Origin of the sequence: Roseibium sp. MMSF_3247 (assembly GCF_030733765.1) — a bacterium.
Lineage (GTDB): Bacteria > Pseudomonadota > Alphaproteobacteria > Rhizobiales > Stappiaceae > Roseibium.
The window spans coordinates 14,575-35,196 of record NZ_JASHII010000014.1 but is presented as its reverse complement, the minus strand read 5'-3'; the positions used below and the strand labels follow the sequence as shown (position 1 = coordinate 35,196).

The window sequence follows — 20,622 nt, the reverse complement described above, 5'->3', positions numbered from 1 at the left end:
CGCTTCTGGAAGATGATGATTTAGCCCAGTTTGATTTTCCGACCCTCGCAGAAGGCGACACTGTCATCGTCGTACAGTTGTCCTTGGAGCATTCAGCCTTGTTCGTAAGTGACATTGTCGGTGACTTCAGTCTGAACGATTTTCATATCCGGCGCCCGCGGTTCAAAACAGAGATCGTTCACGAAGACGATACTTAGAAAAAAAGCAAGACCAATACCAAGAAGGAATTTGCACGCTTAAAAATTACGGCAATGTCCCCCGAAAAAATAACGGCTGCTGAGGTAGCGCAGCCCCGGGCCGAACGTGTGACCTCCCTCAACACGTCGAACTGGCTCAAAAGAAGCATTTGGCGAATGGTGAGATCCCATAGGACGACTTATGCTAAAACACGCGCCTCCGCGGTCATGACCTTGTTCCGGCCCGCGCCTTTGGCTTCATAGAGCGCGTCATCTGCATCTTTGAACAACAGATCAATGGCGTCAGCGCCGGTCGCCTTGCATGCTGGATTGGGCCCCACCATGGTGGCTACCCCAAAACTCGCGGTCAAAGAGAAGTTCGTGCCACCTTCTTTGATAACTATCTCAGAGAGTGTTTTGCGAAGACCGTCTGCCAAACCCGAGGCATTTTCAGAATTTGTTCGCGGCATCAGAAGACTGAATTCTTCGCCGCCCCACCGGCACACGACGTCGCTTTGGTGGAGACTGTTTTCAAGAGTACGCGCGACAACCCGCAGCGCTTCGTCACCGGCGGCATGCCCGTAGGTGTCGTTGATGGACTTGAAATGATCAATATCCAAGAGCGCAACACTTAGCGGTGCTTCTGTCCGGCTGCGCGCTTTAAGTTCGTGATTGCAGAGTTCCAGAAAATGGCCGCGATTGAAAACCTGCGTGAGGCCGTCCGTAATCGCCTGCATGCGGAATTGCTCGGCGAGTTCCGCGCGGGCTTTGACTTCACCTTCCAAGCGTTCCTTGACCGCGATCAGCTCCTCTTGCATCCGGTCGCAAAGGCGCACCATCCGCTTCTGGTCCTTGACTGCCCGTTTGTAAGCCGTCGTGAGCGTTTTTATGAGGTCAGTCGTTTCCTCCAGGCCGTCAAGGATCGTGCTGGCATGTTCCAGCACGCGGTCTTCGCTGTCGAAGAGCGTGAAATCTGTCTCGGCCTTTTTGGAGGTATCGGTCATGCGTCCTCTGTTTCCGGCTTCAAGTTGAATGTGGCATGTTCGAAGTCTTCTGCAAAGTCCTCGCCCATCTCCTCCATCATGTCGTCTTCTGGATCAAAGTACCAGTTGATGGTGATGGTCTTGCCGTCTTCAGCAGCCTCTTCCAGCATCTGAAAGAGGTTCATGATGGCTTTGGCGCTTGAAGAATTGAAATAGATGAACCGCATGTCGACCGTCAGCGCTTGTCCTTCAGAGGCGGCTACGTGTTCGGCAACGGCCTGGAACACCGGGCCGAAGAAAGCGCTTGCATCTTCCGGGTAGCTTTCACCGGACATGGACAGCGTGCCGTTTGCAGCATCCAAATGCACTTCCGGAGAGCGGGAGGTTGCTTCGATCTTAAGAGACGTATCTGTCATTTTGTTCTCGTTCTCTCTTTAGATGAATGCTTTGAGCACGAAGAATTTGCGATTGCCTTCGATTTCATGGAAATCGAATTCCAGCGGCTGGGTGGCCCGCCGTGCGATCTCCAGAAGGCCGATAGACCCGCCTTCGCTTTGCTCTTCCGGCTCTTCGCGCAACTTTGTTCGATAATGCTTGCGCAAAGTCACTTCGTCCATGCTGGCAATTTCTTCAAGACGGATCCGCAATTGGTCGGCCTCGGAGCCGGGCACCGGGTTGCCGCAAATCACGAAGAACCGCTCATGTTCATGGCCGAAGGCAACGACGCCGCCGGAAAGACGGTCGGCCTTGGTTTCTGAGAGGAATTCCTGCTCATCAGAATACCGAATGATGTTTTGGACCTGCTCCACAAAGACAGAAAAGACCCGTTTGGCCACTTTACTTTCGGCGTTCTTCAACTCCATTTGCTGCTTGACGGAATTGCCGAGCGATTCAAGAAGATGCTCCGAAAGATAACCCGAGTATGCAAACAGCATTTTCCGGTCGCTGAGTTCCTGTTTGAATGAATACATGTCGTTTGCGAGCACTTCGGCCTCCTACTCAGCTGCCTGCTTGTGCGCTGGATTGTTTGAACGTGGCGTCACCGCCAGAACCGTGTAGTCGTCCCGTGCAGGCTCTGAGCCGCGATAGTCTTCCAGGACAGATTTAAGCTTTGAGAGTTGGGTTTCGAGGTCTGCGTAGGCATTAGCCTCCAAGACCTCGAACAAGCGTTTCCGGCCAAAGGCGCGTTTGCGTTCGCCGCCAATGTGATCGGTTGCTCCGTCCGTCGCCAGATAGAAGGTTTCGTCTTCTTCGACGTCCAAATGATGCACCTTGAAGCTTTCCGGACGCCGGAGGCTGCGATAACCGAGACGGTGCCGGTCGGCCGGGATCCGCTTGATGCCGTCCGAGGATTGGACGTAGAGCGGAATGCCAGCCCCGACGAAGGTGAGGGTGTTTTTGGCGGGGTCATAGATTGCCAAGGCGGCTTCAAAGCCATCATCGGACGTCTGGTTATCGTTCCCCGCATCCGAAGGCCGATCTTGACCAAGGCGTTGACGGACACCCCGATCGAGATCCAGCATCAATCGCTCAGGGTCTGCGAGTTCTCCAAGGTCCAGAAGTTTTTTCAGCTCAGAAGAGACAACCATGGTCAAAAGCGCGCCGGGAACACCGTGCCCGGTACAGTCGGCAACGAAAAACACGGTCTTGCCATCGACTTCTGAAGACCAGACGAAGTCGCCGCTGACGACCTGCAGAGGCTCCCACAGCATCGCGGCATCCTTGACCGATGTGCGCATATCCGTGACATCGGCAAGCACACCTTGTTGGATCTTGCGCGCGTAGTGGATGCTTTCCAGAAGCTGCTCATTGGCCTCTTTCAGCTCGATCCCGCGCTTTTCCGAGATACCCAACGTCTTATGAAGTTGCGCCATCGTTTCACGAATTTTGCGGGCCATCGGTTGGAAGATGAAGACAATCTCCAAAAGGATCAGAAGCAGTGTCAGGGCCCACATTGTCGTGATGAAGCGATCCAGCGAATGAAGGGACGCCTCTCCCTCATCCTGAAACACGCGGACAAGTGTGTTCAGTTTCACCGGCAGTTCCAGATTGGCCATACGCACGATGGCATCGATGTCCTCTTGCCGGGGCGGTTCTGATTGTGCAACAGAGACGGCCCGGTTGATGAAGTCCCGCAGCAAGGGATCAAGCGGATAATTGCCGCCAAAAAACGCGCCCTGGAGAGCCGGCGAGAGATCGCCTGTTGGAACATCTTCAGCAGCACCAACATGGCAGCTGATGCCCTCGCCAAGTGCCTTGTTGATCCGGTCGATATCAGTTGAAAGTAGCGCGGTATGCGCGCGCATCATCTGGTCGGCGCAGCCCAACAGCATGAAGTTCGGACTGGCACCGTTCACCCGTTCGAACCGGCTCATATCTTGAGCGACCATCGCGATGCGCTGGCTGAGCATACGCTGCCGGCCTGCCAGGTTCACTTCGGCACCGATGCGATGCTGGTCAGCCAGAAATCTTGTATCCGCAACCCAGATAGCAGTCACGGCGAAAGCAATGAGACCCAAGCCAACGCAATAAGAGATTGTCGGGCGATCGCTTATTTTCTTAAATAGATGAAACATACGCATCCAACCGTACCCATGAAACAAACACCAGCATTCCTAACGTAGGGGAGCTTTGTTAATAGGATACCTATTTCATGTTAAATTATCTTGTCGAAACGGATTTACGTTGGGTTTGTGCATTCATACGATGAGATCTGATAGAACGGCGAAGATCCGAAGGAGACGTGCCACGACGGAACAGGGTGTTCCGTGACAATACAAATATCAATGATCGAACTGGGGTCTGAGGGCTTTGCCTTTGAATGCTGGTGTTCTGGTCTTTCATTCAACTGTTGGATCATATCATTCACCCTGCCATCGCTCATTGACCGCCATGACGAGCGGCACACCGAACAGCTTCGCCCATGAAGTCACGCTAGCGCGCTGTATATCCGTGATGTTGCTGCCTCCAGTCCACCATCCGTTGCTGACCGCGACGATAACCTCTGACCCCATGGCCATGGATTGCAGAACCGGCCAAATGATGAGCTGTTCATAACAAATCAGCGGCGCAACCCGTGTCCCAGCAACCAGCGCGACGGGATTGTCAAAGAAGTAAGCATTTGCACCACCGCCATCGCCCGTGAGCTGCCGCCAAGGCTGCCACATCGAGACCGGCACCGGCATGCGCTCGCGGTAGAGAACTCGCGATCCGTTCCCGGAGATCTCCACCATCACCGTGTCATAGCCGTTTCGTTGGATGATTGTGGCGCCCCCAATCACGGTCACCGGTAAATTGGACAAGGCGTCCGTCCAAAGCCTCTCGGTGGTCGCGGTCCATAATCCCAAGGCACTCTCTGGCAGGACGACGACGTCCGCACCTTTCCCGGCCGCTTTGCGAACCAGGGCAATGGTCTCCAGCTGCTGTGCATACCCGGCATGCTGTCCGGCCTCTTCATAGCGGAACGTCGTGTTGATGCCGGTCCAGCCCTCAATGACTTCCGGCTCGGTCCACACTGCCGCGGACCAGGCAGCAAACCCCGCGATGACGGGACCCGCGATCCGCCAAAGGCTTGTCGTCATGGCAAGCAACAGGATCGCGGTTGCTGCCAGCCCGAACCAACCCCATCCTGGAAAGAGCACGCCAGCTGCTGTGATCGGACTGGCCCAGCCCATGATGCCAAAGGGCGGCAGGCTCATCAGAACCGTTGCAAAAAAATAGCGCAGCGCGCGCGCCCACCCCAACTTTTGGGTCCATAGCACCGAATGAACGGCAACAAAGACAAGCGATGCCGCAACCCAAAGCCCAAGGCCAATGGCATATTGAGATCCGAAGAAGAGACTGGCGCCTTCCGGCAAGCCCCGTGATGCTCCCAAAAAATGGCCAGCTGCCACCAGGGCGGCAACTTTTCTGGATGGCGCATATGCCCAGAAAGCCGGGAACAGCATTCCGACCGGCAAAAGGAGAACAAACCCGGACCAACCGATGGTCCCGGTCGCTATTCCCCCGAGAATACAAATGAGACTGCGCGCAATTTTAAGCTTGGAAGGTGAACACTTCTCGCGCCAGGCCGAGAATGCCGCGCGCCGGGATGGGTCCAAAATATCTTGAATCAAAAGAAGCCACATAATCGGAATGAACAAAGAGTGCTCCGGCGGGAACGGCGCCCCCGGCATGGGCGGTCAAGGTGCGCCCCTGCCCGTCTGTTGTTTGGATGGTGGACTGTGTGAGTCTTACGCCATCAATCACCACCTGGCCCCCCTCGATCGCGATGGTTTGCCCGGGCAGAGCGACGACGGTTTTGATGAGCGGTGCCATCCCGCCCTTGCAGAGACCTGCGGGAAGGTAGAGCCGGTCGCGCGCCAGTTTGATTTCTGGGGCATCTGACGGCGGACAGATAAACACGGTGTCGCCCACGCGCACTTCGCGCGGCAATGCCTCGATCCGCCAAAGTCCAAGCGGAACACTGGGTGTGGTGTTGATCCGGTAGCCGCCAAAGATACCGGCTGTGGCAATGCCGCCAATTACCATGCCGGCAAACGACAGGATCAGCAGAGCCCCTCGCCGGCCCTTCCACCTCGCCTCACTTATCACCGGGTCAGGCCCTGATCTTTGGAATGATCTTTTTTTCGGGCCTGGGCCTGGGCCTGAGTCTGAGCCAGGGTCTGTGTCCGGGCTTTCTCCTCAGACCGGTGTTTTGCTCGATTTACGGCATCGATCTTCTGAATGGCATTAAACATCGGCCAGGCATCAATAAGCTTGGTCCGGTCGCCATCTGCAACCCGGGCCGCTGCCTTCTCAAAGGCAACTCCCTCCGGCTTGCCAGCGCTCATGAACGCCTGCTCTCCAAACCGTTGGTTCAACTTTGCGGCAATGTCGCCGAGTTCTGCCGCGACCTGTTTGTCCGCCAAAAGGAACGACAGGCCGCTCTTCAGATCGTTTTGGTCTATGGCATTGCGGATCTGCGACAGGGTTTCTTCGGCGTTTGGTGACAGCGCCGGAATGTCAACACGCGACAGATCGCGTTCGCGCTCCAGTTCCACGGTGCTTGAAGTTACGATCTCGGCCCTGAGACGAAGATAGGTTTTCACATCATCACAAAGCTGCGGAACGTTGTTCAATGCCTGCTCGCGGGTTTCACGGGCTGATCTGCCCACCAGCATGCCGGTCTTGCCGCGCAGCACACCAAACCGCTCCGGCGCAGTCGCCAGATCTTCTGCAAGCTTGTTGCCCTCTTCGATTTGCGCTTCGCCGTCCTGCTTCACAATCTCCTCAATGCGCATTGCTTTCACAGCCTCTTCCGGCCGCTCGAACACAAACCGGGCGCGGTTCTGGATTTCTACAAAGTGAGCTGTCAACGTTGCATCCGAATGCACCTTGGCCTCCACAGCGTCGTGAATGGATAGGGCCCAGTCCTTTACACCCGCAATCCAGGGCTGTGGTAAGGGGCTTTGTTCGCGCACGCTTGTTTGGATGGTATTCGTTTGCCCAGCAAGACCGCGCTCAAGGCCGGTCAAACCAATCCCCAGCTTTTCCCCGAAGGACAAAAGTCGGGTGCTTAGACGGGTCAGCTTTGCCCTTTGCTCAGCAAGCCAGCGGCGCTGGTTCTGCACCATGGCCTTGGCAACCCGCAGCCCATAGAGCCCCCGGCTTCCCGCATAGCTGAGCGCTTGGGCATAGAGGTCCGAGCCTGCATAATCGAGCGTGGTGTCTTTCGCGCCTGTCTTGGAGAGGACTTCTGTTAATCCGCCATTCTTCGCGAAGGACAATGCCCCGTGATAGAGCTTCACGTCCTCCCGGTGCCGGGTCATCGCCACATAGGTCAGATGCCGGTCCAAGGACAGCGTTGCCAGCACTTTCACCTGATCAACAGTCGCCCCTTGAGATTTATGGATCGTTGTTGCGTAACCATAATCGACATTGCGGTAGGTCTTCTGGTTGACCTCGACGCGCCGGATCTGGTCGGAGTCTCCAACCTCAGCGATGAAGCGCCCCTCGCCCGCCTCAACCACACGCCCAATCATGCCATTCTTCACGTTGAGATCACGATCGTTTCTCAGGAACACGATCTGATCACCAGCGGCAAAGAACCGATCCCCTTCTTCGGTGCGGAATTTTTTGCCCTGTTCGATCACACCACGCTCAATGAGAACATCCCGCGCCATCCGGTTGAGCCGATGCACATCTTTGCGCAAATGCGCCAGCATCAACATCGACTTTGACGGATCATAATCCCGGGACCAGTCATCAATCATAGCCCCAAAGACCTGATCCTTAAGTGGCAAGCTGACGACATGGCCATTTGCGTCATAGGCATCGAGGGCTTTGCCGACATTGCCCCGCGCAAGATCCATGGACGCATCGCGCATCCACTCAGCGCGCTGGCGATAGATCGTGCCAAGTTCCGCATATCCGGTCCGATCGCTTAAAGAGCGGAAGGCAGCACCGGCTTCAATCGGCTGAAGCTGGTCTGCGTCGCCGATCAACACAAGCTTTCCACCTGACTTGGCGACCGTCTCGACAAAGACGCTCATCTGACGGCTGTCGACCATGCCGGCTTCATCAATCACGAAGACGGTGTTTTTGCCCAGAAGATCCTCGCCCCGCCCCCAAGACAATTGCCAGGATGCCAGGGTGCGGGAGGCAATCCCGGCTTCCTTTTCCAACCCTTCCGCAGCTTTTCCTGCAAGTGCGGCACCAAAAACCTGATAGCCGTTTGCCTCCCAGACCTCACGCGCTGCTTTCATCATCGTCGTCTTGCCGGCCCCAGCCCGGCCGACGACCGACGCCATACGCCCCTCACCCGTAATGCGCTCAATCGCAACACGCTGCTCATCAGAGAGCTTTTGGGTTTTTGTCAGAACGCGCGCACGCAGATCTTGATCAACGCCATGGGAGGAGACAGAGACAAGATGATCGGCCCGCCGAGCCATCTCCGCTTCAAGGCGCACCATCTCCCGGGTGGTGAACTTCGCCGGTATCAAGTCCCCCGTTTCCGGATCAACCGTTTCCACGGCAAGCGTCACAACGTCCGGAGAGGCCAAAACACGCGCAAGCAGATCCTGGAATCTGTTTGGATCGTCCACGTAGCGGTGAAGGTATTTCGCGATGTCTTGGATCTCAAAAACGCTCTTCTCGCGCGTGATGGCATCAAGGACGATTTCCGGGCGGCGCGTGATCCGCCTCACATTCTCCAGCTGGCTTTGCGCATGCCAGGCCGAGCGTTCCAAACCCGCATCACGTCCTTGCGCTTGTGCTTGGGTCAGAATATTGCGCGCCTGCACACCGATCTTCGAGGTCGGCTGCAGGTCAATCCCTTGCGCCTCGTAACTGCGATGATCAATCCGCGCCTGATGCCCAGCAAGCTCCAGGCTCTTGTTTGCATGGGAAGCCCAAAGCGCACGCCACACCTTCAGCGTTTCCTTGTCGCCTGCCCAGGCCCGATACTGAAGCTTTCCATTCTTCTGACCGCCTTTGCGAACCGGCTCGCCCTTCTCATCGAGAAGCGGTTCCCACTTCGACCCGAAGCCTTGCTCGGTGAGCGGTGCCATCGTCAGCATGACATGGACATGCGGATTGTTGTGCTTATCGTGATAGACCCAGTCCGCAACCATCCCCCGTGCGGTAAAAGCCTCACGCACATAGCCCTGCACCAGGGCAATGTTCTCTTCCCGGCTGAGTTCCACCGGCAATGCCAGCACAATCTCCCGGGCAAGCTGCGCGTTGACACGGCTCTCATGCGCCTCGACCGCATTCCAGAGCGCTTCGCTGGCACCTGCACTGCTGCGCCCATCAATCAGCGTCCGGAACCAGTCCGGTGTCTGATCGGGCAGAGCCAGTTCCTCATGAACCAGATCCCCGTCCTTATGGACATAATCAAAGCTCCTGTGATCGCTGTCGTTCGACACGGTCATTTGCGCGCGGTGCCGGTAAGCGGCCGCAGCAACACTCGACCGGCCCTCACTCCTGGAGATCACCTGGGCATGGAAATGGTAGATGGCCATAAAGAGCGGGGAGTCCGGGTGTGAAGGGGCTTAAAGAGACGAACAAAGAACAGAGCGGGAAGACAAGGCGCCAGAACGGCCAGGGAACGAGCTCAACGCAATTGGGTTGCAGCAACTGATGGGTACCTGCACAGGATTGTATTTGCAATCCTATAAGTGCGCTCTGCACACAACGATTAAAAATCGTTTCCGCTTGAGAGCTATCGCCGCTACCGGCGATAGGACGCCAGAAGCACCATCCTGGCTTCAGCAAAAAAGCCTCTTCTTTGCCGGCCTGCTGTCCGGGCGATGTGGCAAGTCCTCCACCGCCCAGACCCGGTTTACCACAGGCTGCGGCTTTCTCTTCAGCGCTTGATAATGAGCGCGTTCAAGCCTTCGCCCGCTCCGTCCGGTTTTCCTAAAAAACCGGACTGCGGCCCTTACGGGCTGGAAAACCGGATCTTCAACGAAGGCTTCTGTTGGTCGAGAGGGCGCTGCACTTCCGTCAGTGAAGGCCCGGTTGGTTGTATCAACTGCAAGTTTTGCAACCGAACTCGACTTGCGGCGCACAACACGCTATGAGCGAGCCCCACAACTTTAAACAACCCATCTCAATTTCAAGGATAGTCTTATGGCACCGCGCCCGTCGAAATCCGCTTCCGAGCAGATCGATGACATCGAAGCACAGATCGCCAAGCTCCAGCAAAAGAAAAGACAGGTTCTCAAAAAGCAGTCCGAGCGCGTTGCAAAACTCGTCATGGACAGCGGTCTTGCCGAACTCGACATTGATGAAGCAGACCTAACCAAAGCCTTGAGTGAGATTGCCGCCCGATTTCAAAAGCCGGCCGCTGCACAAGCTCACCCTGCAACTCCGCAGACTTGAAGGGCAATTCAGTACTTTTGAGAATCGGATAAGGCGAACGCGATTGCTCTCCCGCAAAAAAAACACCCGCGAGAAGATCCAGCTTGGTGGCCTCATCGTCAAAGCGGGCTTGCGCGAGACAGACAAGGCCGTCCTTCTCGGCATTCTCATGGATGCTTCGGAACGCCTTGGCGACAAAAATGAGCGCGACCGATGGCGCGCGATCGGAAAGGCCGCATTTGAAGAGTACACTCAAAAGGGCGCTGCTAGTCCTAATCCCGATCACCATAATGCTCACGGCGTTCTGGGGTCTTACCGGGATTGAGAATAGCCTCGCCTCGTTCGCGACGACGCAGAAGGCCTATTTGTTGCTCGGCCGGATCGGACTCACCCTGCCCTGTCTCATCTCTGCAGGCTTAGGCCTCATCGTTCTCTTCTCGGTACGCGGCAGTCTCGACATCAAATGGGCTGGCTTCGGCGTTTTTTGTGGGGGCCTAATAGTCTTTGCTTTGGCCGCAGTCCAAGAAGCGATGCGGCTCAAGGGTCTCGTAGGACAAATCCAATTTGGGTCGGTTCTGCAGTTTGCCGATCTCTATTCGATCAGTAGCGCAGTTGGAGCGCTCTTTGTCGGTCTGTTCGGTTTGAAGGTTGGCATCAAAGGCAACAGGGCCTTTGGTGACACCCAGCCAAAACGCGTCTCCGGGCGCAGAAGCATTCACGGCGACAGCGATTGGATGGACACTCGAACCGCTGCGAAGGTGTTTCCCGAAGACGGCGGTATCGTCATCGGCGAACGTTATCGCGTCGATCAGGACAGCGTCTCAAAAATCAATTTCGATCCACGTCTTCCAGAGACATGGGGCAAGGGCGGCAAGGCGCCCCTCCTCGCGTTTGATCAAGGCTTTGGATCGACCCACGGCATCGTCTTTGCCGGCTCAGGCGGATACAAGACAACATCCGTCGTCATTCCCACCTGTCTCCACTATCCAGGGTCAATGATCGTTCTCGATCCCTCAACCGAGATCGCACCGATGGTCGCAAGCAGCCGCAACGCGATGGGCCAGAAGGTCATTTCTCTTGATCCTAAAAAACCGGAAGTGGGGTTTAATGTTCTTGACTGGATCGGTCAGTTTGGATCCTCCATCGAAGAGGACATGGCAACAGTTGCCGCCTGGCTGATGTCAGAAAAGCCGCGGATCGCCTCCGGAGCCGACGACTTCTTCCGCACCAACGCCGAACAGCTGATTACCAGCGTGATCGCCCATGTAGTCTTTTCCGATTTGGCCAATACTGCCGGAAAGCGATCGCTGCGGACCGTGCGCAGCATTCTCACCAAACCCGAAGAAAGCCTCAAAGAGTTCCTGGCTGACATTCACGACACAGCGCCAAACGAATTCGTCAAGGAACTCGTTGGACCCTTCATCAACATGACGCCGCAAACCTTTTCCGGTGTCTATGCGACCGCCGCAAAAGAGACCCATTGGCTCTCCTATGACACCTATGCCGCGCTCGTCTCCGGCAACACCTTCAAAACCGACATCATTGCCAACGGCCGCACAACGCTCTTTCTGAACATTGATCTGTCCACCTTGGAAAATCATCCCGGCATGGCCCGGGTCATCATCGGTGCATTCCTAAAAGCGGTCTACAACCGCGATGGCGCGACCGAAGGCCCGATTCTCTTCCTGCTCGATGAAGCCGCACGTCTTGGCTATATGCGCATCTTGGAGACGGCACGCGATGCCGGCCGCAAATATGGCATCACGCTCCTCATGCTGTTCCAATCGCTTGGACAAATGCGGGAGGCATTCGGCGGCCGCGATGCCACATCAAAATGGTTTGAATCCGCCTCGTGGGTGTCTTTCGCGGCGATCAACGATCCGGACACAGCCCGGTATATTTCCGAGCGCTGCGGCCTGACGACAATCGAGGTCGAACAGGTCAGCCGCTCCTCACGTAGCGGGCAAATCTCCCGGAACCGCTCCAAGCAGCTCTCCCAGCGCCCTCTTATTCAGCCCCATGAAGTTCTCCAAATGCGGTCCGATGAGCAGATCATCTTTACCAGTGGCAACAAACCCCTGCGATGCGGGAGGGCCATGTACTTTCGAAGGAAGGAGATGACTGAAAAAGTGGAAAAGTCACGGTTTGGAAAAGGGAGACGGTAGGAGTTTGGCGGTCGGACCCAGCCGGGGCAGATGGCTGATCCGATCAGGCTTTGCCAGGTTTCGGCACAAAAGAAGCCTGCCGCGCTAAATGAACTCGGGAACTCTTGGCTGTCGAAGAGAAAGAAAAGATGAGGAGCGTGAATCGGTTGGGACGCATCGATTCACAATACTCATTGGACAGGGTCTGCCTCGGCAGCGAGAATATTGCCATGCAGGCACAACAAAGCAGACCGGTCCATCTTCGCCGTATTGACCAGACCCAAAACATGCGGCGGTTCTATTGCCTCACCGTTCAGCCAACGCTCTTTGGCGGCGCGTCGCTCATTCGCAACTGGGGGCGTATCGGAACCCGCGGACAGACCATGATGGAAACTTTCGACTGCCCGGACAATGCCGCCCAAGCCCTGGTGCGGATCGAGCGGACCAAAAAGCGGCGGGGGTATCTAGATGATAATAGTGTTCCCCGTCAGCGCCTATGGGTCCGGATAAGCTGATTGCTTAAGGGAGAGGTTTTGGCTCATCTTCACTGATCAGGAGTGAAGCATGAGACAGAAGAGCGAGCGTCATCGGGATGCAGCTGATCGCACTGTGAAGGACATCCGCCGGGCCTTCTGGCAAGGGAAAAGGTCACACGCGGAATTCAAACCCAACTTGCGAGCTGTCACACCGCGCTCATCGATGGGTACGTTGTTGAAGGCCACGTACCGGCCCGCGACGTACGGCGCCTGATAGCGGACCGCCCGGATGCTGTCGGCCTGTCTGTCCCTGGCATGCCCTACGGATCTCCGGGAATGGGACCAGAGACAGAACGGGAAGCCTACGACGTCCTTTTGGTTTCCGGAATGGATCGTTTGAGGTCTTCTCATCCTATGCGGCCGCTTCATGAAGCCGGTTCGACAACACTGTGACGGATGCGCATTTCTTCACGACCTCGGAAGAAGAAAAAGCCTATGTCGAGGCCAGCTTTCTGCAGTTCTCATATGAGGGTGTTGCCATGTACGTATATACGCAAGAGACTGGCAGCAACGACCAGGGCGTGTTCCGGCTCTATAATGAAGAAACCGGCACGCACTTGTTCACCGCGTCTCAGGCTGAGGCAGACAACGTTCAAAACATACTTGGCTGGAAACTGGAACGCTCCGACACTTTTTTCGTGGAGATCGGATAGCACCTGTGCGTCGCAGCCCTGCGTCTCCGTTCTTTTTGCAGAACCGGTTCACCTCCCGAACAGGCCGAACCACACGGCTAGCCGGCTGGATGATAATTCCACACCCGGTACCCCGGTCGCCGGAAGCACCAGAACCGATATCGCAAGAGACACTGGTAGCCACTGCGAAACTGCCCGTGCATAGGCACCTGGGCAAAAGGGATTGGGCAAAAGCGATTGGGCAAAAGCGCCTGCGCAAGGCAGCCGGCGCAAATCTACCGGTGGAAAATTACCGGGCAAAGTTGCTGCTGGAACCCCACCGGTGCAAAAAAACCGGAGCCCGGTCACCGCACGAAAGGAGCAAGCCATGCCTCAGGAAACCCGCGATCTTGAGACCAAGGGGATGCTTGCCGATCCGGGCACCCATTTTGTCGGGCGCTTCGAGGTGGAGCGAAAATTTCGCGTAGCGGATCTCGAAGCCGTGCGGCAAGAGCTGGAGATGCGGAACGCAGTGGCTTTCACCCTTGGAAATGCCGAAGTCGATATCTTCCTCGACCTGTCTGACAGTCGGCTGGAGAGGAACAATCAGGTCCACACGCTCAGGCACATGCAACCGTCCGGGCGCGTGCTTTGGATTTCCAAGGGCCCGAAAAAGGACGAATGTGTGGCGATGGACCTCCCGGGCATCGGCAAGGCGCGATCGATGCTCAAGTCCCTCGGGTTTGAAGAAAAATGGAAAATCAGCAAGAAACGCGACATCTACTTCCTTGGCGATTTTCACGTGACACTGGATGTTGTCGACGGTCTTGGGTCTTTCGTTGAAGTCGCTGCCATGACGGACGATGAAAACCAGCTGCCCGGCTTGCGGCTCGGTATTCAAGACGTGGTCGACGACCTCGACCTCACCCATCATCAGGAAGAAACCGGGTCCTACCGGCAATTGCTGTTCGGATAGGCCGTCCCGGGCAATCCCACTCAGTCCCCTTTTCCTACGCTCCAATTTCCAGATACTGCAAGGAGACCACAGCAATCCCGGTCTCTGGCGCCACCGTCACCGGATCCCGGTGAACCGGTTTGAAACCGCACCGGACCGTTTCTCGCGCCCCATACCCTGGGATTTCTGCGCCACCTCCGGCGCGCAAGGCCGCCTGTGCCGCTTGAAAGGCGCACCCCTCCGCCGCCTCGCCAGGGGCACCGCCGCGCCCATGGTCTTGTCCAGTCCGCCGCCCCGCCGATTTTGAGATTTGGGGAACCAACCAGCCTCCTGGCCGTTGGGAACTAGAAGCCGGCTGGAGTGTTGAATACGGACCACGCCGGACGGCAGGCAGATGCGGCCCCGCAAGAAACCTGCCGTACCCGGGCGATGGTCCCACGGCTCATGCCCCGGCTGGCCGCATAAACCGAAAACAGGGAAAGCCATGTTGAAAACAGTCAACCCGGCGACGGGCGAACCGGTCGCGTCTTACGAAACCATTAGTGATGCCCGGATGCTGGAGGTCCTTGAGGCCTGTCACGCGGCCTTCGAACGCTGGCGCCATGTCTCGCTTGAAGACCGCGCGGCAATCATCAATTCGATCGCGGACGGTCTGGAGACGGAAGCCGAAGACCTCGCCCGGTTAATGACCACTGAAACCGGCAAGCTGTTGTCCGACAGCCGTCAGGAGGTGGAGCTTTGCGCCGCAATCTGCCGCTGGACGGCGAAGACCGGCCCGGACGCGCTCGCCGATGACACCAAGACCCTCGTTGACGGGCGCCGCGGCATCGTGAGTTATGCGCCGCTCGGCGTCATTTACGGGATCCAGCCCTGGAACTTTCCCGCCTATCAAGCCATCCGCTATGCCATTGCCAGCCTGATGGCCGGCAACGGGGTTCTCCTCAAACATGCAGAGATTTGCACAGGGTCCGGCCTCCTCCTGCGGGATATCATGGAGCGCTCGGGACTGCCGGAGAACCTCTTTACGGTGATGCTGATTGACCACGATCAGTCGGATACCTTGATCGCGCACGACCTTGTCCGGGGCGTCACACTCACCGGCAGCGGTGGTGCGGGCCGCCACGTGGGTGAGAAGTCCGGCGCCGCGATCAAGAAAACAGTACTGGAGCTGGGATCGAACGATGCCTACCTCGTTCTGGCTGACGCCGATCTCCAAATGGCTGTGAAAACGGCAATCAAGGGCCGTGTCTACAACAACGGACAAACCTGTGTGAATGCCAAGCGCTTTGTGGTCGTGGACAGCGTCTACGACGAATTTGTCCGGCAATATGTCGAGGGAATGAAAGCGTTGACGGTCGGCGACCCTGAGGACGAGACCACGGACCTCGGCCCGATGTCCAATGCGGGTCTGCGGGACGAATTGCATGACCAGGTCAAGGAGAGCCTCGAAAAAGGCGCAAGGCTGGAATGCGGCGGCGAAATCCCGGACCGCAAGGGAGCATGGTATCCGGCCACGGTCCTGACGAATGTCCTGCCCGGTCAGCCGGCCTATGACGATGAATTGTTCGGACCGGTTGCATCGATCATCCGGGCGAAGGACACCGATGATGCACTACGGATTGCCAACGACAGCCGGTATGGACTTGGCGGCGGCATCTTCAGCGCCGATGAGGACAAAGCGGTGCGCATTGCAAGAGACCACTTCGATACGAGAATGGTCTTCATCAACCAGTTCAATCTCGCTTCGCCCGACATGCCTTTTGGCGGCGTCAAGGACAGCGGCTACGGGCGCGAACATGGTGGCTTCGGGATCAAGGAGTTCGTGAACGCAAAGGCGATCACCTTGCCGGCGGCAAATGATGCCTGATCTGACGTGTGATGTGGCCGTGATCGGGGCCGGAACCGCCGGCCTCGCCGCTGAACGCGCCGCCCGGGACGAAGGCGCGGAAACCCGCCTCATCGACCCGGAATTTGCAGGAACCGTTTGCGCGGAGGTCGGGTGCATGCCGTCAAAGCTTCTGATTGCGGCAGCCGGGGCGGCGGAAGCCGTCCGTGATGCGGAAACCTTTGGGATCCGTGCAACGCCCGAGATCGATGGCCCGGCGGTGATGGCGCGCGTGCAAAATTACCGGGATCAGTTCGTGGACGGCGTTCAAGACAGCATTGATGCCTTGCCAGAAAGCGTCAGGATCAAGGCCAGGGCCCGCTTCACCAGTCCGAACAGTCTTCTGCTGGACGACGACCGGACGATTTCGGCACGATCCGTGGTCGTTGCAACCGGGTCTCACCCCATGGTGCCAGACGCCTACACGGATCTGGGAGACAGGCTGCTTACAAACCGGACGGTCTTCGACCTGCCCCGCCTCCCCGACCGGCTTGCCGTCGTCGGCTCCGGTGCCATTGGTGTAGAGCTGGCTCAGGCTTTCGCCCGGCTGGGTGTGGAGGTTGCGCTGTTCGAACGCGGCAGCGTGCTGTCATCTGGGCGCACGCCGGAGGTCAAACACGCCCTGCTGGCCGCCTTGAAACGGGACATGACGGTCCATCTGGATGCAGATCCGGCACCAAAGGTGCAACACGGCAAGGTGGAGATGCACTGGGAAAACCGATGCAAAACCTTTGACTACATCCTGCTGGCCACCGGCCGGCCGCCGACATTGGACGGGCTGAATTTGCCCGCAACCGGCGCAAGACTGGATGAAAAAGGTCGTCCGGACGTGAACCCGTCCACGTTCCAGATCGGGCATCTGCCGGTCTTCATGGCCGGCGATGCAACGGGAAATCGCCCGGTGCTGCATGAAGCCTCCACGGACGGCACGATTGCCGGACGGAATGCCGCCCGTTTTCCCGCGGTGGTCGCCTCGGACCCGATGGTCGCCTTTTCACTGACCTTTTCCGATCCGCCGGTTGCCACGATCGGAGACGGCCCGGACACCGCAACGCTCACAGGAAGCGTGTCTTATGCAGAGCAAGGCCGGGCCCGGGTCGAGGACAAGGCCCATGGCCTGGTGCAACTTCACGCGGATGGGTCGGGCTGCCTGACGGGCGCGGATCTATGCGCGCCCGCCGGCGAGCATCTGGCGCATCTTATCGCCTGGGCAATCGAAAACCGGTTGACGGCCCACCAGGTTCTGGGAATGCCGTTCTATCACCCGACCCTCGAAGAAGGTCTGAAAGACGCCTTGCGCGAGATCTGCGCGCAGTCCGGCACGCCCGCACCGGAGAACAGGGACCGGGCGCATGCGCCGGGAGACTTCTGATGTCGGATACCCTTGTAAAACCAGCCCCCCGGTTTTGGTGTGTGCGCGGCAGTTTCAAGCTCGGCGGCTTCGTCGACATTGGGACGCAGTGCGCCCTGATAGAGCGCCCGTCGGGCACGCACCTGTTTCTTGACAGCTACCCGTTGAAAGGCGCGGTGCGGCAGGAAATCATGGCCAGGACCGACAACGGCAAAACGGTCGAAGCCGTCTTGAACGTGCATCCGTATCACACCACGCATTGTGCCCAGATGGCCCGGGATTTTCCCGGCGCGGCCTTTTTTGGATCGGCACGCCATCACGCACAAGTGCCGGAAGTCGTCTGGGAAAACGACCCTGTTGAGAGCAATGCCGTTGCAGCCCGGTTTCCGGAGTTGGCGTTCTCCCTGCCCCGTGGAATTGCCTACATCCATGAAAAAGACCATGTCCACGCCGGATCTCTCCTCGTCTTTCATCGTGAGAGTGGAACGCTCTATGTCGACGACACGTTCAATGTTCTGCCGATCCCTAAGGTCCTGCAAAAGATGACCGGGATCCGGCGCCTCCGGCTCCATCCCACACTGCAAACAGCGCTTACGGAGGGGCCTGACTCCGGGTGGGCGTTCTGCGATTGGATGGAGGAGATCGCTCGGGAGTGGGCGCAGACACGCACGCTCTATGCAGCGCATTCCGGAATGGTGCGTTTTGGTCAGGGTGAATTCGCGGAAACACTGTCTGAGATTGTAAAAATCGTACGTCCGAAGCTCGCGGCGGAAACGGAAAGATAAACAAATGTCCAAGTCAAGAAAGACAATCTGGAACGAATGGCGGGACCTGGTGAACATGTCCCCACAGGAGCTCGAAGAGTGGCTGGAAACAGACGCCTCCAGGTCCGTGGGAGATACGGAAGATGGAGAAAGCACCGGTCACGCATCCGGCCGCCGCATTGTTGACATCATGAGGACCAGGAAAGACGCGCTGTCCACTGGACAATGGGCACATATGGGCAAGGTGGTCGGTTACATTAAGCGCCATCTGGCGCAAGGCGGCCCCGAAGACGGGGTTGAGACCTCTGCTTGGCGCTGTTCGTTGAAGAACTGGGGGCATGACCCCCTCAAGACATGAAGGGAGATGGCAATGCCCGAGATCATTCCAACGCAAGGCGTTCATCACATCACGTTGATCGGTGCGGACCGGCAGAGCACGATCGGCTTCTGGGAAGGCGTTCTCGGAATGCCGTTCCTGTTTGAGCAGCCAAACCTCGACAACCCGGACGATGGACACCTTTATTTTGACCCGGGCGACGGCCGGTTGATCACGATTTTCACTTCTGAAAGCCGAAAACCGACGGATGGCAAGGCGCCCCAGGGTCTCGGTGCCGTGCATCACATCGCCTTTGAGGTGTCCGCCGCGATATACGAAGAACTGACAGAGAGACTGGAGGCCCATGGCATATCCTGTTCACTGAAGGACCGGGGCTTTATGAATTCCTGCTACTTCAAGGACCCGCTGGGGCTGACAATCGAACTCGCCTCCTACAAGTTCGTGCCCCCGGCGGGTCATTCAGCATCAAGCGTTCTGCACCACGCGCATCTGGAGCGGGTCAGGTCCGGTGACGATGCCATCGCAACAAAACATGTTGCCGCAGCCTTGACCCGGATCTCGGAAAACCGGACCAGCTTGAGCGACTGACGGCCGGTCGGCTCAAAGAGACACCAACCGCGCCGGCTTTCCTCCGGTGTCTTACGAGGATGTCACCGGAAGAAGTCCGGACGGTGGAGGTGTTGTGCGCCGGGGTGTTCTGAGCTGAAATGGTCTGATCCGGGCAGTGCTGCGCACGCCTGGACGGGGCACCTGTTCGGGAAGGCCCGGCCGCATTTGGTGCCGGGCCCACCGCGCACGAAGGCCCGGCAGGCAGATGATCCGGAATGCCGGCGCACGGTGCGAGCAGCTGCAAGGGTCAAACCAGAAGACCCTGAAGACAGGCGGCCCTCAAAAGCACAGCGTGACATCAGCCGGTCTTCAAAAAATCCAGCATCAGGCTTTCCGCTTTTTTGAGCCGTTTCTCAACACCGCTCGCAGACACAAACCAGTCTTCGTCGACAGCGGTCTCCGGATCCGCGAGCCGGACGATTGCCGGGTGTATATAGCTGGACCGGCAAATGGCCGGTGTGTTGAAAAGGACCGCGGCAGCCTCCTCGGACATCGCCTTGATGCTCGGCCGTGTGCCGTCTGCAACCCTTTGCCGTGCGAGATCAAAGGCCGCCACGCTCCCGGCCCAGGTCCGGAACGTCTTCGCTGTGATGTCCAAACCCGACACGTCGGCCAGATAGGCGTTCAACCTTCCAGAATCGACCGGCCGGAGGCGGTCGTCCTCGCCACGCCAGACGAACAACTGCCGGCCGGGCAAATCTGAGATTTTCTCAAGCTGTCTGCTCAAGGTAGCATGTTTGACCGAGCGCCGGACACGTTTTCCGCCCTTTGCGGTAAAGCTCAGCTGAAGCCGGTCCCCGGTGATGCGCACGTGCCGCTTGAGCAGCGTTGTGGCCCCGAAGGACCCGTTCTCGTCTGCGTAAACCTGATTGCCGACCCGCAGGTGGGCCTTGTCCAGCAACACGCACAAGGCGGCAAGCACCGTGCGTTCGCGGTCCGCCGCCCCTTTCAGGTCTGTTCGGACCCGGTTTCGGATTCTTGGCAGGGCATTACCAAACGGCAGCAGTTGATCAAACTTGGTCCGGTCCCGGAAGGTTAACCAGTCGGCGTGGTACCTGTACTGCTTGCGCCCGCGTGCATCCAGACCGGTGGCCTGCAAATGTCCGTCAGCGGACAAACAGAACCACACATCCGAATAGGCAGGAGGAATGCCAAGCGCCCGGACACGCATCAGGTGCTCCTCGTCCCGCAGAAGATCACCGCCGGGTAAGTGATACGAGAAGCCACGGCCACGCCGGATCCGGGTGATGCCGGGTTCCTGGTCTGAGACATATTTCAGGCCGATCGTGCCGGGGGCCGCACCGTTGCACCTCGGTATTTGCTCTGTCACGTCCTTGTCCATCTTGGTCTCTCAACCGTGATGCGAAAACGGCCTTTCGCCCGCGCGCAAGATGCGTCCCGTTTGGTGAACCTGCGCCGGTCAGCAG

20 protein-coding genes and 3 pseudogenes are annotated in these 20,622 nt (G+C 57.7%); 14 read left to right on the top strand and 9 right to left on the bottom strand.

Annotated features, from left to right (window positions below; genetic code table 11):
- Nucleotides 1–197 (top strand): hypothetical protein (locus RBB44_RS24800; RefSeq protein ID WP_306150435.1); only part of this gene is annotated, 197 nt, incomplete at its 5' end.
- Between the two features lie 179 nt (nt 198–376).
- Here the strand turns inward: RBB44_RS24800 and RBB44_RS24795 are convergent.
- From RBB44_RS24795 to traA, 7 genes are all read right to left on the bottom strand, one after another.
- Nucleotides 377–1,180, bottom strand: a complete 804-nt coding sequence (locus tag RBB44_RS24795) for a GGDEF domain-containing protein (RefSeq protein ID WP_306150436.1) — start codon at nt 1,178–1,180, stop codon at nt 377–379.
- Nucleotides 1,177–1,575, bottom strand: coding sequence for a DUF1987 domain-containing protein (locus RBB44_RS24790; RefSeq protein ID WP_133950566.1), 399 nt, complete (start codon nt 1,573–1,575; stop codon nt 1,177–1,179). Before RBB44_RS24790 ends, RBB44_RS24795 begins: the two co-directional genes overlap by 4 nt.
- Nucleotides 1,576–1,593: 18 nt before the next feature.
- Nucleotides 1,594–2,145: a SiaB family protein kinase gene (locus RBB44_RS24785; RefSeq protein WP_306150437.1), complete on the bottom strand. Its 552-nt coding sequence runs from the start codon at nt 2,143–2,145 to the stop codon at nt 1,594–1,596.
- 9 nt (nt 2,146–2,154) lie between these two features.
- On the bottom strand, nt 2,155–3,735 hold the full coding sequence (locus tag RBB44_RS24780; protein WP_306150438.1) for a SpoIIE family protein phosphatase: 1,581 nt from the start codon (nt 3,733–3,735) through the stop codon (nt 2,155–2,157).
- Nucleotides 3,736–4,020: 285 nt separating this feature from the next.
- Nucleotides 4,021–5,193, bottom strand: coding sequence for a conjugal transfer protein TraB (locus tag RBB44_RS24775; RefSeq protein ID WP_371932350.1), 1,173 nt, complete (start codon nt 5,191–5,193; stop codon nt 4,021–4,023).
- 1 nt (nt 5,194) lies between these two features.
- Entirely contained in the window at nt 5,195–5,689 is a 495-nt protein-coding gene (gene traF / locus RBB44_RS24770; RefSeq protein WP_306150470.1) for a conjugative transfer signal peptidase TraF, read from the bottom strand.
- Nucleotides 5,690–5,748: 59 nt separating this feature from the next.
- Nucleotides 5,749–9,162: a Ti-type conjugative transfer relaxase TraA gene (gene traA / locus RBB44_RS24765; protein WP_306150439.1), complete on the bottom strand. Its 3,414-nt coding sequence runs from the start codon at nt 9,160–9,162 to the stop codon at nt 5,749–5,751.
- Nucleotides 9,163–9,772: 610 nt separating this feature from the next.
- Here traA and RBB44_RS24760 point away from each other — a divergent pair.
- From RBB44_RS24760 to RBB44_RS24725, 8 genes and pseudogenes are all read left to right on the top strand, one after another.
- Nucleotides 9,773–10,024, top strand: coding sequence for a TraC family protein (locus tag RBB44_RS24760; RefSeq protein ID WP_209181273.1), 252 nt, complete (start codon nt 9,773–9,775; stop codon nt 10,022–10,024).
- Between the two features lie 28 nt (nt 10,025–10,052).
- Nucleotides 10,053–10,250, top strand: a pseudogene (locus RBB44_RS24755) (conjugal transfer protein TraD); the annotation flags it as partial.
- Nucleotides 10,251–10,293: 43 nt separating this feature from the next.
- Nucleotides 10,294–12,168: a Ti-type conjugative transfer system protein TraG gene (gene traG, locus RBB44_RS24750; protein ID WP_306150440.1), complete on the top strand. Its 1,875-nt coding sequence runs from the start codon at nt 10,294–10,296 to the stop codon at nt 12,166–12,168.
- A gap of 209 nt (nt 12,169–12,377) precedes the next feature.
- Nucleotides 12,378–12,662 carry a WGR domain-containing protein gene (locus RBB44_RS24745; RefSeq protein WP_306150441.1) on the top strand — a complete coding sequence of 95 codons (285 nt, stop codon included), beginning with the start codon at nt 12,378–12,380 and terminating at the stop codon, nt 12,660–12,662.
- 111 nt (nt 12,663–12,773) lie between these two features.
- Nucleotides 12,774–13,054 (top strand): annotated as a pseudogene (locus RBB44_RS24740) (DUF411 domain-containing protein); the annotation flags it as partial.
- A 15-nt stretch (nt 13,055–13,069) separates the two neighbouring features.
- A pseudogene (locus RBB44_RS24735) lies at nt 13,070–13,159 on the top strand (hypothetical protein); the annotation flags it as partial.
- A gap of 3 nt (nt 13,160–13,162) precedes the next feature.
- Entirely contained in the window at nt 13,163–13,336 is a 174-nt protein-coding gene (locus tag RBB44_RS24730; RefSeq protein ID WP_306150471.1) for a hypothetical protein, read from the top strand.
- A gap of 346 nt (nt 13,337–13,682) precedes the next feature.
- Complete coding sequence (locus RBB44_RS24725; RefSeq protein ID WP_306150442.1) at nt 13,683–14,270, top strand: class IV adenylate cyclase; 588 nt, start codon at nt 13,683–13,685, stop codon at nt 14,268–14,270.
- A gap of 34 nt (nt 14,271–14,304) precedes the next feature.
- On the opposite strand, the gene RBB44_RS24720 is transcribed toward RBB44_RS24725, so the two are convergent.
- Nucleotides 14,305–14,571, bottom strand: coding sequence for a hypothetical protein (locus RBB44_RS24720; protein WP_306150443.1), 267 nt, complete (start codon nt 14,569–14,571; stop codon nt 14,305–14,307).
- Nucleotides 14,572–14,733: 162 nt separating this feature from the next.
- On the opposite strand from RBB44_RS24720, the gene RBB44_RS24715 reads away from it, so the two are divergent.
- Genes RBB44_RS24715 through RBB44_RS24695 form a run of 5 tightly spaced genes read left to right on the top strand, consistent with a single transcriptional unit; the run spans nt 14,734 to nt 19,174 of the window.
- Nucleotides 14,734–16,116 (top strand): NAD-dependent succinate-semialdehyde dehydrogenase, encoded by a 1,383-nt coding sequence (locus tag RBB44_RS24715; protein ID WP_306150444.1) that lies wholly within the window; start codon nt 14,734–14,736, stop codon nt 16,114–16,116.
- A complete protein-coding gene (locus RBB44_RS24710; protein WP_306150445.1) occupies nt 16,109–17,506 on the top strand; it encodes a dihydrolipoyl dehydrogenase in 1,398 nt (465 codons plus the stop codon). The genes RBB44_RS24715 and RBB44_RS24710 overlap by 8 nt, the downstream gene beginning before the upstream one ends.
- Complete coding sequence (locus RBB44_RS24705) at nt 17,506–18,270, top strand: hypothetical protein (protein ID WP_306150446.1); 765 nt, start codon at nt 17,506–17,508, stop codon at nt 18,268–18,270. Before RBB44_RS24710 ends, RBB44_RS24705 begins: the two co-directional genes overlap by 1 nt.
- A 4-nt stretch (nt 18,271–18,274) precedes the next feature.
- Nucleotides 18,275–18,607, top strand: coding sequence for a DUF3140 domain-containing protein (locus RBB44_RS24700; protein WP_306150447.1), 333 nt, complete (start codon nt 18,275–18,277; stop codon nt 18,605–18,607).
- A 12-nt stretch (nt 18,608–18,619) separates the two neighbouring features.
- The gene (locus RBB44_RS24695; RefSeq protein ID WP_306150448.1) at nt 18,620–19,174 is read left to right on the top strand and encodes a VOC family protein; all 555 of its coding nucleotides are present in this window, start codon (nt 18,620–18,622) and stop codon (nt 19,172–19,174) included.
- 319 nt (nt 19,175–19,493) lie between these two features.
- Here RBB44_RS24695 and RBB44_RS24690 read toward each other — a convergent pair whose 3' ends face one another.
- Nucleotides 19,494–20,537, bottom strand: a complete 1,044-nt coding sequence (locus tag RBB44_RS24690; protein ID WP_306150449.1) for a DNA topoisomerase IB — start codon at nt 20,535–20,537, stop codon at nt 19,494–19,496.
- Nucleotides 20,538–20,622: the final 85 nt, after the last annotated feature.